The sequence below is a fragment of the Gordonia cholesterolivorans genome (assembly GCF_039531975.1).
Classification (GTDB): Bacteria; Actinomycetota; Actinomycetes; order Mycobacteriales; family Mycobacteriaceae; genus Gordonia; species Gordonia sihwensis.
Genome location: NZ_BAAARB010000019.1, coordinates 42,027 through 57,655, shown reverse-complemented (window position 1 = coordinate 57,655; position 15,629 = coordinate 42,027). Strand labels below are relative to the sequence as shown.

Sequence of the window (15,629 nt, the reverse complement as noted above, 5' to 3'; positions counted from 1 at the left end):
AATTGACGCGTGAGTGCCACGGAAGAGATCGAGAACGAGTCCCAGACCGCCCTGCCCGCCGCACTGCCGGCCGAGACCGTGGATCCCGACGAAGCGGCGGACCTGCCGGCCGACCGGTACTTCAACCGTGAGCTGAGCTGGCTCGACTTCAACTCTCGCGTCCTCGCACTGGCCGAGGACGTCTCCCGCCCGCTGCTGGAGCGCGCCAAGTTCCTGGCCATCTTCGCGTCGAATCTCGACGAGTTCTTCATGGTGCGCGTCGCGGGCCTCAAGCGCCGCGACGAGACCGGCCTCTCGGTGCGCTCGGCGGACGGCCGTTCCCCGCGCGAGCAACTGCATATGATCGCTGTCCGCACCCAGAAGATCGCCGACCGGCATGCGCGCGTCTTCCGTGACTCGGTGCTCCCGGCACTCTCCGGCGAGAACATCAAGATCATCGGCTGGGACGATCTCACGGCCGCCGAGCGGGTGCGGATGCAGACGCACTTCCACAACGAACTGTTCCCGATCCTGACCCCGCTGGCCGTCGATCCGGCGCATCCGTTCCCCTACATCTCGGGTCTGAGCCTGAACCTCGCGGTGACGGTGAAGGACCGCGCCGAGGGCGGCGAGCACTTCGCGCGTGTGAAGGTGCCCGACAACGTCAACCGGTTCGTCCGGGTCGACCGTCTCGTCCAGCCGCAGGGCCCCGACGACGGGCCGCGCACCGCGCTCTTCCTGCCCGTGGAGAATCTGATCGCGGCCAATCTGCCGGAACTGTTCCCCGGCATGGAGATCGTGGAGCACCACGTCTTCCGGGTCACGCGCAACGCCGACTTCGAGGTCGACGAGGACCGTGACGAGGACCTGCTCCAGGCGCTCGAACGCGAACTGGCGCGCAGGCGGTTCGGTTCACCGGTCCGGCTCGAGGTCGGCGACGACATGACCGAGCACATGCTCGAACTCCTGCTCCGCGAGTTGGACGTCGACCCGGGCGACGTCATCCAAGTGCCTGGACTGCTCGATCTGACCTGTCTCTGGCAGATCTACGGGATCGACCGGCCGCAGTTGAAGGAGCGTCCGTTCGTGCCGGCCACCCACCCGGCGTTCGGTGAGCGGGAGACGCCGAAGAGCATCTTCTCGACCCTGCGCGACGGCGACGTGCTGGTGCATCACCCCTACGACTCGTTCTCCACCAGCGTCCAGCGATTCATCGAGCAGGCGGCCGCCGATCCGCACGTGCTGGCCATCAAGCAGACCCTGTACCGCACCTCGGGCGACTCGCCCATCGTCAACGCGCTGATCGACGCCGCGGCCGCGGGCAAACAGGTGGTGGCGCTGGTGGAACTCAAGGCACGGTTCGACGAACAGGCCAACATCCGCTGGGCGCGCACTCTGGAACAGGCCGGGGTGCACGTCGTCTACGGGCTCGTCGGTCTCAAGACGCATTGCAAAACCTGCCTGGTGATCCGTCGCGAGGGCTCGACCCTTCGCCGCTACTGCCACATCGGCACGGGCAACTACAACCCGAAGACGGCACGGCTGTACGAAGACGTCGGTCTATTCACCGCCGCACCGGAGATCGGCTCGGACCTCACCGACCTGTTCAACACGCTCACCGGCTACTCGCGCAAGCAGGAGTACCGGAATCTGCTGGTGGCGCCCCACGGCATCCGCACCGGCATCATCGAGCGGATCGAGGGCGAGATCGCGGCCCACCGGTCCGGAGATCCGGGGGCACTCATCCGGCTCAAGGCCAACGCGCTGGTCGACGAGCAGGTGATCGACGCGCTGTACCGGGCCTCACAGGCGGGCGTTCGCGTCGACGTAGTGGTGCGGGGCATCTGCGCGCTGCGACCGGGTGTGGAGGGACTCAGCGAGAACATCGTCGTCCGGTCGATTCTCGGCGAGTTCCTGGAGCATTCACGGATCCTGCAGTTCGGTGCCCAGAACGAGTACTGGATCGGCAGCGCCGACATGATGCACCGCAACCTCGATCGACGTGTCGAGGTGATGGTGCAGGTCCGTGACCGCAGGCTGGCCGCCGATCTGGAGGACATCTTCGAGTCGGCGCTCGATCCCCGGACCCGCTGCTGGGAACTGCAGCCGGACGGCACCTGGCGGGCCCAGCCGGCGGCCGGTGAGCAGGTCCGCGACCACCAGCGACAGATGATGACCCGTCAACGCCACCACGCCGACCCGACTGGATCCTGATGAGCCGGCCGACCCGTACCGTGTGGGCCGGAGGCGGCGTCCTCTGGAAGCCGAGCAAGTCGGCCGGCGTGAAGGTGGCGCTGGTTCACCGGCGGCGCTACGACGACTGGTCGCTGCCCAAGGGAAAGGCCGAACGCGGCGAGATCCTGCCGGTGACGGCCGCGCGGGAGCTCGTCGAAGAGACCGGCTACGAGGTGCGGTTGGGACACCGGCTGCGCACTGTCGGCTACCGTCTGGCCTCGGGGGTACCGAAACGGGTCTCCTATTGGGCGGTGGAGGCCGTCGGCGGAGGGTTCCACGCCAACCGCGAATGCGACGATCTGAAGTGGCTTCCGGTGGCCGACGCGATCGACGCGGTCAGCTACGACGCCGATCGCGATGTGCTGCACACCTTCGCCTCCCGGCCGGTGCGAGAGCTGCATACACTGATCGTTCTCCGGCATGCGTCGGCGGGGAGCCGCAGGGACTTCACCGGCGACGATCGCCTGCGGCCGCTCGACACGTGCGGGGTGGCCCAGGCCGCGGCGATCCGTGAGCTGCTCCCCCTCTTCGGCGCGCACCGCCTGCACGCCGCCGACCGGACACGGTGCGTCGACACTCTCGCGCCGCTGGCCGAATCGCTGCGCACCGAGGTGAAGCTGGAACCTGCACTGTCGGAGGAGTCCTTCGAGGCGGCTCCGGACGAGGCCTACCGCAGGATTCGACGACTGGCGAGCAAGACTGGGTCGGTGCACGCGGTGTGCAGTCAGGGCGGAGTCATCGCACCGTTGCTGCACCGGTGGGCCGAGGCCGACGGTGTGGAGTTGCCCGAAGCGGACAACCGCAAGGGCAGCGTATGGGTGCTGACCACGCGCGACGGCGATCTCGTCGCCGCCGATCACATCCCCAGTCCGCTCGCCGACTGACACACCGGACGCACTTCGGCCCCCGTCCACATCGTGCGGACAGGGGCCGAAGTGCGCAATACCCTTTGGCGGCAGGTGGATTCGGTCAGTCGTCGGCGCCCTTCGTCGGTGCGGACTTCTTGGCGGCGGCCTTCTTCGCCGGAGCGGACTTCTTGGCCGCCGTCGTCTTCTTGGCAGCAGCGGTCTTCTTGGCTGTCGCCTTCTTCGCCGGTGCCGTCTTCTCGGCCGCGGCGCTCGTGGCCGTCGTACCCGCGCCGGCGGTCTTCGCCGGAGCCGTCTTCTTGGCCGCGGTCTTCTTCGCGGGCGCCTTCTTCGCGGCGGCGGTCTTCTTCGCCGGCGTTGTCTTCTTCGCGGCGGCCTTCGTGGCGGCCGTCTTCTTCGCGGCCGTGGTCTTCGTGGCCGTCGTCTTCTTGGCCGTCGTCTTCTTCGCCGCGGTGGTCTTCTTCGCCGCAGCGGTGGACTTAGCCGGTGCGGCCTTCTTGGCGGTTCCGGAACCGGCGGCCGGTGTCGCCGACGCGCGCTTCACCGCGGGCTGCCCCGACTTGAGCTTCTGCTTGCCGGAGACGATCGCCTTGAACTGAGCACCCGGCCGGAAGGCCGGGATCGACGTGGCCTTCACCTTCACCGTTTCTCCGGTGCGGGGATTGCGTGCCACGCGCGCTGCACGACGGCGCTTCTCGAAGACGCCGAAACCGGTGATCGTGACGCTCTCACCCTTGTTCACGGCGCGAACGATGGTGTCGATCGCCTGCTCGACGAAGTTGGTGGCTGTCTTCCTGTCCGCATCGAGTCTTTTGGTGAGTTCCTCGATGAGTTCTGCCTTGTTCATCCGTACCTCCGCAGGATTCACACTGGCCGGGCGTGCCAGCTAATCCACACGGTAAACGGATCGTGGCGCAAAATAAGCCAACCAGCGCAAATTCACATGAGAAGTTCGGCCGCAGAACGCAAGCCTCACGGCGAGCGTCGAAATCGATTCTCGCCGTGAGGCTTCAGCGCCCGCGATCGCAGGTCAGGGCAGGGTGGTCGGCTTGAACGACGGACGCCGCGACTCGTACTCGGCGATCGCATCCGTCTGGCGGAGGGTCAGCCCGATGTCGTCGAGTCCCTCCATCAGGCGCCAGCGCGTGTAATCGTCGATCTGCAGCGGCACCACGAGATCGCCCGCGGTGACGGTCTTGTCCTCCAGACTGACCGTCAGCTCCAGTCCCGGCTCGGCCTCGAGCCGCTTCCACAGCAGCTCGACGTCGGACTGGGCCACCTGTGCGGCCACCAGCCCGGCCTTGCCGGAATTGCCGCGGAAGATATCGGCGAAGCGCGACGAGATGACGACGCGGAAGCCGAAGTCCATGAGTGCCCAGACGGCGTGCTCACGCGAGGAGCCGGTGCCGAAATCCGGTCCGGCGACGAGCACCGACCCCTTGCTCCAGGGCTCGTTGTTGAGAATGAAGTCGGGGTCGCCTCGCCATCCGGCGAACAGGCCGTCCTCGAATCCGGTTCGTGTGACGCGCTTGAGGTAGACGGCGGGGATGATCTGATCGGTGTCGACGTTGCTGCGCTGCAACGGAACTCCGACACCGGTGTGGGTGATGAACGGTTCCATCGTGTTTGACTCCTAGTCAGGCCTTGGAGAGGCTCGGTCAGTCCAGATCGGCGGGGGCGGCGAGCGTGCCGCGCACGGCGGTCGCGGCGGCGACGGCCGGCGACACCAGATGCGTGCGGCCGCCCTTGCCCTGGCGACCCTCGAAGTTGCGGTTCGACGTCGACGCGCAGCGCTCGCCCGGCGAGAGCTGGTCCGGGTTCATTCCCAGGCACATCGAGCAACCCGCCATCCGCCATTCGGCGCCGGCTGCCTCGAAGATCTCGCCGAGTCCCTCCGCGTCGGCCTGCGCACGGACCTTCATGGAACCGGGCACCACCAGCATCCGCATTCCGTCGGCCACCTTGCGGCCCTTGAGAACCTCCGCGACCGCCCGCAGATCTTCGATGCGTCCGTTGGTGCATGAGCCGACGAAGACGGTGTCGACCTTGACTTCGCGCAGCGGCATGCCGGGCGTCAAGTCCATGTACTCGAGCGCCCGAGCGGCCGTCTGCGCCTCGGTCTCGTCGGTGATGTCGGCCGGATCCGGCACGTTCGCACCCAACGGCAGACCCTGGCCGGGGTTGGTACCCCAGGTGACGAAGGGCGTCAAGGCGGAGGCGTCGATGTGGACCTCGCGGTCGAAGACCGCACCCTCGTCGGTCCGCAGCGAGTTCCAGTACTCCACGGCCGCATCCCAGTCGTCGCCGGTCGGTGCATGCGGACGGCCCTTGAGGAACTCGTAGGTCACCTCGTCCGGCGCGATCATGCCGGCCCGGGCACCCGCCTCGATCGACATGTTGCAGATCGTCATCCGGGCCTCCATCGAGAGCTTCTCGATCGCCGGACCGCGGTACTCCAGCACGTGTCCCTGTCCCCCGCCGGTGCCGATCTCCGCGATCACGGCCAGGATCAGATCCTTGCTCGTGACGCCGGGCGGCAGTTCGCCGTCGACGGTGATCGCCATCGTCTTGAACGGCCGCAGCGACAGCGTCTGGGTGGCCATCACATGCTCCACCTCGGAGGTGCCGATCCCCATCGCCAGCGCGCCGAAGGCGCCGTGAGTGGAGGTGTGGCTGTCGCCGCAGACGACGGTCATGCCGGGCTGGGTCAGTCCCAGCTGGGGACCGACGACGTGCACGATGCCCTGTTCCGCGTCGCCCATCGGGTAGAGGCGGACGCCGAACTCCTCGCAATTCTTGCGCAGCGTCTCCACCTGCAGGGCCGAGACCTGATCGGCGATCGGGCTGAAGATGTCGACGGTCGGGACGTTGTGGTCCTCGGTGGCGATGGTGAGGTCCGGTCGACGCAGCTTCCGGCCGGCCATCCGGAGGCCGTCGAAGGCCTGCGGACTGGTCACCTCGTGCACGAGGTGCAGGTCGATGTAGATCAGGTCGGGGTTGGTGTTGCCGCTCGCATCGGCCTCTCCCGGAACGACGACGTGGTCGTCCCAGACCTTCTCGGCCAGCGTGCGCGGATTTCCGGCGCTCTGCGTCATGAGCTCACTCGCATCTTCTAGTAGTTCCACTTCGAGTCGGGAGACGCGACCGGGAGGTCCGGGCTGTGGACCACCTCGGCCGGGCCTGCGCCCCTCGACTTTCAATCTCAGTATTTGGACGGTTAATATCGTCCTATGGGAAAGGATAGCGGAATCGGCGTGCTGGACAAATCCGTGATGATTCTGCACACGGTGTCGGAGCAGCCGTGCAACTTGGGCGAGCTGTGCGACGCGACCGGGCTGCCCCGGGCCACCGCCCACCGGCTGGCCGTCGGGCTCGAAGTGCACCAGTTGGTCGCGCGCGACGACAGCGGCCGGTGGATTCCCGGTCCCACTCTCGGCAGGCTCGCCGCGACCGCCCGCGACACCGTCCGCGAAGCCGCCCTGATGGTGCTCCCCCGCCTGCAGGAGTCCACAGGCGAGTCGGTGCAGCTCTATCGCCGAGAGGGCGCCGATCGCGTCTGCATCGCGGCCGTGGAGCCGCCGACCGGTCTGCGCGACACCGTTCCGGAGGGCACGCGGCTGCCGATGTCCGCGGGCTCGGCGGCCAAGGTGCTCGCCGCCTGGTCCGATCCCGACACTCTCCGCAGTCTCCTCGCCGACGCCGTCTACTCCGAGCGGACGCTCGCCGAGATCCGCAGGCGAGGATGGGCGCAGAGCGTCGCCGAACGCGCTGCGGGCGTGGCGAGCATCTCCGCACCCGTGCGCGACGCCTCCGGTGCCGTCGTGGCCGCGGTGTCGGTGTCCGGACCCGTCGACCGGATGGGCCGCCGTCCCGGCGACCGGCTGGCCACCGATCTGGTGGCGGCCGCCGACGCCATCAGCGCGAAACTCAAGACACCGGCACAGATCTGAGTCGACCGCGGCAGCCCGACGGGCGAGACGATAACGTCGGATCATGGGAATCAACCAACGCGCGGCGATCGTCATGAGCGACGACGAGATCGAGGAATTCATCAACCGCCACCGGGTCGCCACTCTCGGAACGCACGGCAAGGACGCGATCCACCTCACCGCCATGTGGTATGGCGTGATCGACGGCGAGATCTGGTTCGAGACCAAGGCGAAGTCGCAGAAGGTGGTCAATCTCCGCCGCGACCCGCACGCGACCGTCCTGATCGAGGACGGCGACACCTACGACATTCTGCGCGGCGTCAGCATCGAAGGCACGGTCGAGGTCTACGACGACGCCGAGAGCTGCCTCAAGGTCGGCATCAGCGTGTGGGAGCGGTACACCGGGCCGTACAGCGACGATCTCCAGCCCGCCGTCGAAGCGATGATGCACAAGAGGGTCGCGGTGCGCCTGGTGCCGTCAAGGATCCGCTCGTGGGATCACCGGAAGCTGAACCTCCCGTCGATGCCCGTGGCGGGGTCGACGGCTCAGTGGCTCGACGACTGAGACTCGCGTTCGCCGGCCGCGTGCTGATGGACTCTGAGTTCGTGGTCGAGCGCTCCGTCGAGGCACCGGTCGAGGGTGGCGTGTGCATTCTGCGTACCGACCGCACGCATCGTCCCCAGCAGTGAGGCCGCCCAGGACGCCTCGTCCTGGTCGGCAGGCACCCATCCCGGGCCGCGCCTGCGGTCCACCTCTTCCCGTGCGGAGACCATCAGGATCTCGGCGGCCTCGGCGACCTTCTCGGCGAACCGACGGTGCACGTCGGCCAGCACCGTCAGTCGCATTCCCTGTTCGACGAGCCGCGCGAGATTGCGGAGGCTCCGAGGATCGCCGGTCTCATACGCCGCGCCGTCGGCGGTCTCCTCCAGCAGGCCCGCGCCGAGCAACGCCTGCACGTCTGCGTCGTCGACGGTTCCGAACAGACGCTCGAGCGCCGGGCGGTCGAACACGGTCCGTTCCGTACTCGCCCACGGCTCGTCGAGGATCTCGGTCAGTTCCAGAGCCTCGCCGACGAGTGCCCGCGGATTCGTCAGGAAGGTCGCGATGTGCTTGAGCGTGAACCCGTTGCGCAGCAGTTTGTCGATCGCGCGGAGTCTGCTCAGGTGCTTCTCCGTGTAGATCGCCACCCTGCCTCGACGCACCGGACGCGGCAGGAGGCCGTGCTCTTGATAGCCGCGGATGTTGCGGGTGGTGACCCCGGATATGCGAGCGAGGTCGTCGATCCGGTACTCGGTCATGCGCAGATGTTATCCGGCACCCACGGGTCGCCTCCGACCCCGCAGACCGGGATCGACCGCACGGGCGGCATCGGAGCCTCCGCCGCGGCCGCCCGCCATCTCGGCATCGGCGCCCCGCCCCGACGCGTGCACCAGGATTCGGTAGTCGCGTAGATCCACCCTGCGGAGCTGACGGACGTACTGGGTCGCGAATCCCGGATACATCGTCGCGTTGAAGCCGTCATCGGTGAGATACCAGCTCCGACAACCGGAGTTCCACGTGGTGGCGCCCAGCCGCCGCTGAATGTCGTCGTTGTAGGCCCGCTGGACGTCGGCCCGGACGTCGAGTGCCTTCCAGTCGGCCGCCAGCAGTCGCCCGATGGCGTCGGTGATGTATTCGATCTGGGCCTCCATGTACACCAACGCGGAGTTGTGGCCCGGGCCGGAGTTGGGTCCGAACGTGAAGAACAGATTGGGGTACCCCGACACCGCGACGCTGCGGTACGCGTACGCACCGCCTCGCCATTCGTCGGCGAGGACCCGTCCGTCCAGACCCGTCACCGGTATCGGCGTGCCCGCCTTCGCCACGTCGAACCCGGTCGCGAAGACGATGCAGTCGGCCTGGTGCTCGATACCCTCGACCGTCCGGATCCCCTGGGGTGCGATCCGGGCGATCGGCCAGGTGACCAGCTTGCAATTGTCCTGCTGAAGCGCCGAATAGTAGTCGGTGGTCATCAACAGCCGCTTGCAGCCGGCTGCGAAGTCCGGGGTGAGTTGGCGCCGGAGCCACGGGTCGGACACCTGCGACCGCAGGTACAGCTTGCTCGCCGCTTCCACCGCGCGGGTGAGCGGAGTGTTCCAGACCACGCCGAGCGCGATGGATTCGTGTCCCCAGAACCATGCCGAACGGACCAGCTTCTGGGCTCCGGGAATCGATCGGTATGCGGTCTTGGTCAGCCTGCCGGTCTTGACGTCGACGCGCGGCAGAACCCAGCCGGGGGTCCGCTGGAAGACCTTCACCGAAGCCGCCTGTTTCACCAACTCGGGCACGATCTGGACGGCGCTGGCCCCGGTACCCACCACCGCCACCCGTTTGCCGGTGAAGTCGTAGTCGTGGTCCCATCGGGCACTGTGGATCCGATGACCTTCGTAGTCGTCTATTCCGCGGATGTCCGGGAACGAGGGATTGGCGAGCGGGCCGGACGCCAGGATCACCGACCGCGCCCGAACAGGTGCGAGGTGCTCGAAGGAGATCGTCCATTCACCCGAGGCCGCATCGTAGTCCAGGCCGCAGACGGTGTGCTCGAACCGGATGTGTTCGCGCACTCGGGCGGCGTCGGCCATCTCTTCGATGTAATCGAGGATCTCGCGGCTGCCGGAATAGGTGTGCGACCACTCCGGATTGGGAGCGAAGCTGTACGAGTACAGCTGGGACGGAATATCGCACGCGGCACCGGGATAGGTGTTGTCGCGCCACGTCCCGCCGATCGCGGTGTCCCGTTCGAACACGACGAATTCGTCGATGCCCTTGTCTTTGAGTCTGATCGCGGCGCCGATACCGGCGAATCCGGCTCCGATGACGGCCACTGAGAGTGTCATGGTGGTCTCCCGTCAGGCCGTGGGCTCGTAGGTCAACTCCCGCGACCACGTCGGTGTTCGCCTCACCAGCGACACGGGAATCCAGTTCGTCACCGTCACCAGCGAATCGGCGACCGCGTGATAGGCGACGTTGTCACGATTGGTCACCAGAGCGCCGTGTGTGGCGACGAAACGGAACATCGGCAGTCTGCGGGTGTACTCGCTGCGCCGCCCGACCGAGCGGTAGCGCTTCATCGCGCTGTAGAGACGTTGCTCGTCGACGCCCATCGCGACGATGTTGTCGCGCATCTTGTTCAGCAGCGGAAGGTATGTCAGCAGTCCGATGAGCAGAGAGGGCTGCGCCCATCCGCCGACGAAGTCGATCGTGCGCCGACGCAGACTGGCGTGGCCCAACATGTCCATCACCTCGAAATCCACTGCCAGGTGGCGTGATTCGTCGGAGTTGATCCGCTTGAACACCTCCTGCGCCACCGGGTCCTTCACCTCGTCGGTGATGAACTTGATGAGCGCACCGTCGAGCGCCACCTCCAGCATCGGAATCACCGTGCCCAGGAACGACAGCGACAGTCCGTCGGAGTAACGATCGAGCCAGTTGATCACCAGCTGAACGTTCACGTTGGGCGACGGGATCTCATCGTCGTCGAGCATCCCCCAGCGCCGCATCAGCGCCAGCTCGGCGTTCGCGTGCTTCTGTTCCTCCGCGTGGAAGTGCTCGTAGATGCTCTTGAGGGTGGCGTCGGGAGCCTTCTTCGCCATCGCCGCGAATCCGCGCGCACCGACGTTCTCGATCCACATCAGATCGGAGATGAACGGCTTGAGCTTCGCATGCAGTTCCGGCTCGATCAGTTCGGCGCCCGGTGCGTCCCAGTCGATGTCGGCGAGCGCCCACTGCCGGTCTTTGATCTTCTGGAGCATGCTGTCGAAGTCCATGGCCATGGCCGGTCCTTTCGTTGGATGCGATGAGACTGTCGGTCAGGCGGCCGGCAGGAAGCGGCCCAGCACGCCGAGACCGCGGGCGTACGGGACGGGGAGAAAACGCTTGAGACGCCAGATCACGTTGGCGTCGAGTTGCGGGAGCACGTACAGCCGTCCGAGATCGTGGGCGTCCAGGGTCATGGCGGCGACGGACTGCGGCGAGGTTCCGGTCAGTTCCATCAGCCGGCCGGCCAGATTCTGTCCGGCCTCGGTGATCCGGCCGTCCCGCGCGACATTGGTCTTGACGAACGTCGGGCAGAGCACCGTGACTCCGACGCCCGACCCCGCGAGCTCGGCTGCGAGGGTCTCCGACAGCGACATGACGCCGGCTTTGGAGACGTTGTACGGCCCCATCGACGGTGCCGCGGCGAACCCCGCCGCGGACGCGACGTTGATGATTCCGCCGCGGCCGGCCGCGCGGAGCACGGGGGCGAAGAGTTCGCATCCGTGGATCACGCCCCAGAGATTGATTCCCAGCGCCCAGTCCCAGTCGTCGAGGCCCACCTGCCCCACCGGTTCGCCGCCGATTCCGACTCCGGCGTTGTTGACGACGAGTGTCGGCGCCCCGGAGAAGACATCGCAGACGACGGTCACCAGCGCCTCGACATCGGCCCGATCGGCCACATCGCATCGGACCGCGGGGGCGCTGCGGCCGGTCTCGGCGGCGATGAGCGCGACGGTCTCGGCGGCGCGCTCGGCGTCGATGTCGGCACAGACCACATCACCGCCCCGGCGGGCGAGTTCGAGTGCGAAGGCCCTCCCGATCCCGCTGCCCGCACCGGTGACGACCGCGTCGGCACCGACTGAGCGCGGGTCGCGGACCAGACGATGAAGAAGCCGGTCGACGCCGTACATCAGTGCGCCCCCGTCGCGCTGTCGAGGCTCCCGGAGCGCCGACCAGTGATTCCAGACACCGGATCCGGACCTGAGTGATTCGCGCAACTTCCCATCTCTGAACAACATCACTCACTGCGCCAGTTGTCAATGGCACAGTGAAGGATGGTGTATCGAGGACGCCGAAAGAGAAGAACCCCGGTCATGAATTCCACTTCATGACCGGGGGTCTTCTTCTGTAGCCCCGACGGGATTCGAACCCGCGCTACCGCCTTGAGAGGGCGGCGTCCTAGGCCGCTAGACGACGGGGCCCTAGATCAACTCTGTTGAATTGTGAGGCACACAGAATAACATCCGTGTACTTCGCTGGGGTACCAGGACTCGAACCTAGAATGGCTGAACCAGAATCAGCTGTGTTGCCAATTACACCATACCCCAAGGGTTTGAACCGGAATCCGTTGGGCTTGGCGCTGCCGTTCCGCTTTCCGGGCCGGGAAGAACAATACCAACACCACCCACCCTAAACACAAATCGGCTGGTCAGGGGCCCGTTCAGGGCGCCCGACCAGCCGAGGTGATCAGAGCGAAGCCGACAGTTCGCGCGCCTGGCGGAGTCGAGCCAGCGACTTCTCTCGCCCCAGCAACTCCATCGATTCGTACAGCGGCGGGCTCACCGCGGCACCGGTGACACCGACGCGCACGGGCCCGAAGGCCTTGCGCGGCTTGAGCTCCAGACCGTCGACGAGAGCCTCCTTGAGAGCCGACTCGAGGGCCGCGGTCTCCCAGAGATCTACCGCCTCGCACGCCGCGATCGCCGCGTCGAGCACGCCGGTGGCCTCCCCGCCGAGGTTCTTCTTCACAGATTTCTCGTCGTAGGTGAAGTCGTCGTCGGACACGAACAGGAATTTGATGAGATCCCACGCGTCGCCGAGCACTTGAATGCGCGTCTGGACGAGGTCGGCGATCACCGCCCACCGGCCGGCGTCGACCGGCCCGGACAACCGGCCCCCGTCGATCAGGAACTTCTGCAGTCGGTCGGCGAAGTCGGCGGAGTCGAGCCGGCGGATGTGCTCGGCATTGATGGAGTCGGCCTTCTTCTGGTCGAAGCGAGCGGGATTCGAATTCACGTTGCGGACGTCGAATGCCTCGACCATCTCGTCGAGCGTGAAGATGTCGTGGTCGGCGGAGATTCCCCACCCCAGCAGGGCCAGGTAGTTGAGCAGACCCTCGGGGATGAATCCCCGATCACGGTGGTGGAACAGACTCGACTCGGGGTCGCGCTTGGAGAGCTTCTTGTTGCCCTCACCCATGACGAAGGGCAGGTGGCCGAACTCGGGAACGCGGTCGGCCACGCCGAGCCTCATCAGTGCGCGGTACAGCGCGATCTGCCGGGGCGTCGACGGAAGGAGGTCTTCGCCGCGCAGGACGTGCGTGATCTTCATCATCGCGTCGTCCACCGGGTTCACCAGTGTGTACAGCGGATCGCCGATCTCGTCGTCCCCGCGGGCGGCGCGAGTGAGCGCGAAGTCGGGCACCGTCCCCGCCTTGATCGTGGTGGTGCCGCGAACCAGGTCGTCCCACGTCAGGTCCTCGTCGGGCATCCGCAGCCGGATCACCGGCTTGCGGCCCTGCGCACGGAACTCCGCGCGCTGCGCGTCGGTGAGATCACGGTCGAAGTTGTCGTAGCCGAGCTTGGGGTCGCGTCCGGCCGCCTTGTGCCGCGCCTCCACCTCCTCGTTGGTGGAGTAGGCCTCGTACGCCTCCCCCGCCTCGAGCAGCCGGGCGACCACATCGCGGTGAATCTGCTTACGCTCCGACTGCCGGTACGGTCCGTAGGGGCCGCCGACCTCGGGTCCCTCGTCCCACTCCAATCCGAGCCAGCGCAGGGCGTCGAGGATGGCGTCGTACGACTCCTGGCTGTCACGCGCCGCGTCGGTGTCCTCGATCCGGAAGACGAAGGTGCCGCCGACGTGACGCGCCTGAGCGAAGTTGAACAGCGCGGTCCGGGCGAGTCCGACGTGCGGAGTTCCGGTTGGGGAGGGACAGAAGCGGACGCGGACGTTCTCGGCACTGGTCATGGCCGTAATGGTAGTCAGTCCGTTGCGAACAGTCGTTCCCAGTTCTCCCTGCTCGTGAGCTGCGGCACTGCTTCGCGCCAGGCGCGCTGGAGTTCCGGGGCCTGCCGCCGCAGTCGCCAGCACAGCGTGGCGAGCTCCCTGCCCTGCGCCACACTGGTCGCGCGATCGTATGTGCGAACCCGCACGCCGGTCTGCGAGGCGTCGGTGACCACCGCTGAGGTGAACCGTCCGACGTGCCACCAGGCTCCGTCGTCGGCGCCTATCGCCACCCGCCCGGGCGCCCGCCGACCGAGCAACTGCTGCGCGGCGCGCTTCACCAGCACCCGCCGTTCCCACTTCTTCGCGGGCGCCGGCGGCCGCGGGATCACCGGCAGGTCCGCGATCTCAGACGCGGGCCGCAGCCTGGTGTCGTCGTACTCGCTACGCAGCGCGTTGATCTCGGCGAGCTTGGCTCGGCCGCCGTCGGCGAGCACGTACGGCCCGGCGAGAAAGTCACGGACCGCCCGCAGTTCGATCGCCGCCTGCCCGTACTTGAGGCCGACGATCAACTCGCCGATGTGCTCCGCGACGGTCGCGGAGATCGTCTTGCCGTCGAACCGCGAATGGATGGCCGCCGAGATCAGTACATTGCGCTGACCGAAGTACGACGACCAGTCGTCGACGTCTTTGAGATGGAAGTCGGCGTGCCAGACGCCGGCGTTGGGCAGCGTGACCGTGGGAAAGCCCGCTCGACGGCACCGTACGCCGTACTCGATGTCGTCCCACTTGATGAAGTACGGCATCGGCAGACCCACCGCGTCGATCGCCTCCCGCGGGATCAGGCACGACCACCAGGCGTTGTACCCGGCGATCACACGCACGTCCTGCCGGAACTCGAGCGCGTCGACACCGCGGCGGGCGTTGGGCGGCGGGTCGGCACACGTCAGGTGATCGAGATCGTCGGTCTCCGCCGTCATGTGGATGCGCGTCGTCTCCGACAGCAGCAGCATCTGCGCACCGACCAGCATCGGTTCCCGCGCGAATCGCGCGAACGAGGTCATCCGCAGGATCGACTCCGACTCGCAGAGGATGTCGTCGTCCATCACCAGCACGTCGGTCAGCGGTCGGCCGGCCGCGGTCGCCTCGTAGATTCCCCGCGAGAAACCGCCGCTGCCACCGAGATTGGCCTGGTTGACATAGTCGAGCCGGCTGCCGAGGTCGGCCCTCAGATCGTCGAGGCCCGCGGCGTCGGCGACCCGGCGTGTGCCCTGGTCGACGAGGTGAACCGTCTCGACGCGCTCGGCGAGATCGGCGTCACGAGCGACGGCGCCGACCGTGGCGACAGCGTCGTCGGGACGGTTGAACGTGCAGATCACCACACTGACCCGGCGGTCGCGGACCGGCTCGACCGCCGTAGTCCACCGGGCGTTCCACACGCGCGCTCGGCCACCGACGACCGCGAGGTCGAACCACGCGGCACCGCCGTCGAGGTAGCGATCGATCTGCACCTCCACCACGGCGCGGCCCGCACCGGTGAGACCGACCACGGTCAGCGGCCGTATCCGCCCGCTGATGTCGGAGGCACGGGTGGCGACGGTGAGTTCGGCGCCGTCGTCGCATGAGTAATCGAACTCGACGGCGACCGTCCCGACGTCGGTGTACCGCTGCCAGTACGCGGCGGCGAACCGACCGAAGTAGGTGTCGGTGCTCAGCCGAGAACCGTCGGACAGGACCGCACAGTCACGCTCCACCCGGACCGGTGTTCCGCCTGCATCGGCGTACAGGGCGGGGGCGACGCGAGCGGTTTCACTCGCGAAGAAGGTCCGCTGGAGAAGGTGGCCGGTCCCACCCGGCTGACTGTGGGGCATGAGCGACTCC

The 15,629-nt window shown here is 67.1% G+C and carries 13 protein-coding genes and 2 tRNA genes; 4 read left to right on the top strand and 11 right to left on the bottom strand.

All coding sequences use genetic code 11. The features are described 5' to 3' along the window. Positions 1 to 9 precede the first annotated feature (9 nt). Complete coding sequence (locus ABFX36_RS15395) at positions 10 to 2,193, top strand: RNA degradosome polyphosphate kinase (protein WP_006895956.1); 2,184 nt, start codon at positions 10 to 12, stop codon at positions 2,191 to 2,193. Continuing rightward, the gene (locus tag ABFX36_RS15390) at positions 2,193 to 3,098 is read left to right on the top strand and encodes an NUDIX hydrolase (protein ID WP_006895955.1); all 906 of its coding nucleotides are present in this window, start codon (positions 2,193 to 2,195) and stop codon (positions 3,096 to 3,098) included. The genes ABFX36_RS15395 and ABFX36_RS15390 overlap by 1 nt, the downstream gene beginning before the upstream one ends. Positions 3,099 to 3,183: 85 nt before the next feature. Here the strand turns inward: ABFX36_RS15390 and ABFX36_RS15385 are convergent, their stop codons facing one another. The 3 genes from ABFX36_RS15385 to leuC form a co-directional block, all read right to left on the bottom strand. Beyond that, positions 3,184 to 3,927, bottom strand: a complete 744-nt coding sequence (locus ABFX36_RS15385) for an HU family DNA-binding protein (protein ID WP_062366946.1) — start codon at positions 3,925 to 3,927, stop codon at positions 3,184 to 3,186. 183 nt (positions 3,928 to 4,110) lie between these two features. Continuing rightward, positions 4,111 to 4,701 (bottom strand): 3-isopropylmalate dehydratase small subunit, encoded by a 591-nt coding sequence (gene leuD, locus ABFX36_RS15380; protein WP_006895953.1) that lies wholly within the window; start codon positions 4,699 to 4,701, stop codon positions 4,111 to 4,113. Positions 4,702 to 4,738: 37 nt separating this feature from the next. Then, positions 4,739 to 6,175 (bottom strand): 3-isopropylmalate dehydratase large subunit, encoded by a 1,437-nt coding sequence (gene leuC, locus ABFX36_RS15375; protein WP_062366948.1) that lies wholly within the window; start codon positions 6,173 to 6,175, stop codon positions 4,739 to 4,741. Between the two features lie 135 nt (positions 6,176 to 6,310). On the opposite strand from leuC, the gene ABFX36_RS15370 reads away from it, so the two are divergent. Both ABFX36_RS15370 and ABFX36_RS15365 read left to right on the top strand, forming a co-directional pair. Continuing rightward, the gene (locus ABFX36_RS15370; RefSeq protein WP_039867175.1) at positions 6,311 to 7,030 is read left to right on the top strand and encodes an IclR family transcriptional regulator; all 720 of its coding nucleotides are present in this window, start codon (positions 6,311 to 6,313) and stop codon (positions 7,028 to 7,030) included. A 43-nt stretch (positions 7,031 to 7,073) separates the two neighbouring features. After that, on the top strand, positions 7,074 to 7,574 hold the full coding sequence (locus ABFX36_RS15365; protein ID WP_346077081.1) for a pyridoxamine 5'-phosphate oxidase family protein: 501 nt from the start codon (positions 7,074 to 7,076) through the stop codon (positions 7,572 to 7,574). Here the strand turns inward: ABFX36_RS15365 and ABFX36_RS15360 are convergent. The 8 genes from ABFX36_RS15360 to ABFX36_RS15325 all read right to left on the bottom strand — a co-directional run bounded on the left by ABFX36_RS15360 (position 7,556) and on the right by ABFX36_RS15325 (position 15,619). Continuing rightward, on the bottom strand, positions 7,556 to 8,308 hold the full coding sequence (locus ABFX36_RS15360; RefSeq protein ID WP_006895949.1) for a MerR family transcriptional regulator: 753 nt from the start codon (positions 8,306 to 8,308) through the stop codon (positions 7,556 to 7,558). The two genes, ABFX36_RS15365 and ABFX36_RS15360, sit on opposite strands and share 19 nt — an antisense overlap. Positions 8,309 to 8,317: 9 nt before the next feature. Next, positions 8,318 to 9,886, bottom strand: coding sequence for a flavin-containing monooxygenase (locus ABFX36_RS15355; protein ID WP_062366955.1), 1,569 nt, complete (start codon positions 9,884 to 9,886; stop codon positions 8,318 to 8,320). Positions 9,887 to 9,898: 12 nt separating this feature from the next. After that, positions 9,899 to 10,822, bottom strand: coding sequence for a reductase (locus tag ABFX36_RS15350; protein WP_045539425.1), 924 nt, complete (start codon positions 10,820 to 10,822; stop codon positions 9,899 to 9,901). Positions 10,823 to 10,858: 36 nt separating this feature from the next. Further along, positions 10,859 to 11,716, bottom strand: coding sequence for an SDR family NAD(P)-dependent oxidoreductase (locus ABFX36_RS15345; protein WP_197462918.1), 858 nt, complete (start codon positions 11,714 to 11,716; stop codon positions 10,859 to 10,861). Positions 11,717 to 11,934: 218 nt separating this feature from the next. Then, positions 11,935 to 12,007, bottom strand: a tRNA-Glu gene (locus tag ABFX36_RS15340). Positions 12,008 to 12,061: 54 nt separating this feature from the next. Continuing rightward, positions 12,062 to 12,133: transfer RNA gene (locus ABFX36_RS15335), tRNA-Gln, on the bottom strand. A gap of 139 nt (positions 12,134 to 12,272) precedes the next feature. After that, on the bottom strand, positions 12,273 to 13,772 hold the full coding sequence (gltX, locus tag ABFX36_RS15330; protein ID WP_278124380.1) for a glutamate--tRNA ligase: 1,500 nt from the start codon (positions 13,770 to 13,772) through the stop codon (positions 12,273 to 12,275). Positions 13,773 to 13,786: 14 nt separating this feature from the next. After that, the gene (locus ABFX36_RS15325) at positions 13,787 to 15,619 is read right to left on the bottom strand and encodes a glycosyltransferase (protein WP_062366959.1); all 1,833 of its coding nucleotides are present in this window, start codon (positions 15,617 to 15,619) and stop codon (positions 13,787 to 13,789) included. Positions 15,620 to 15,629 lie beyond the last annotated feature (10 nt).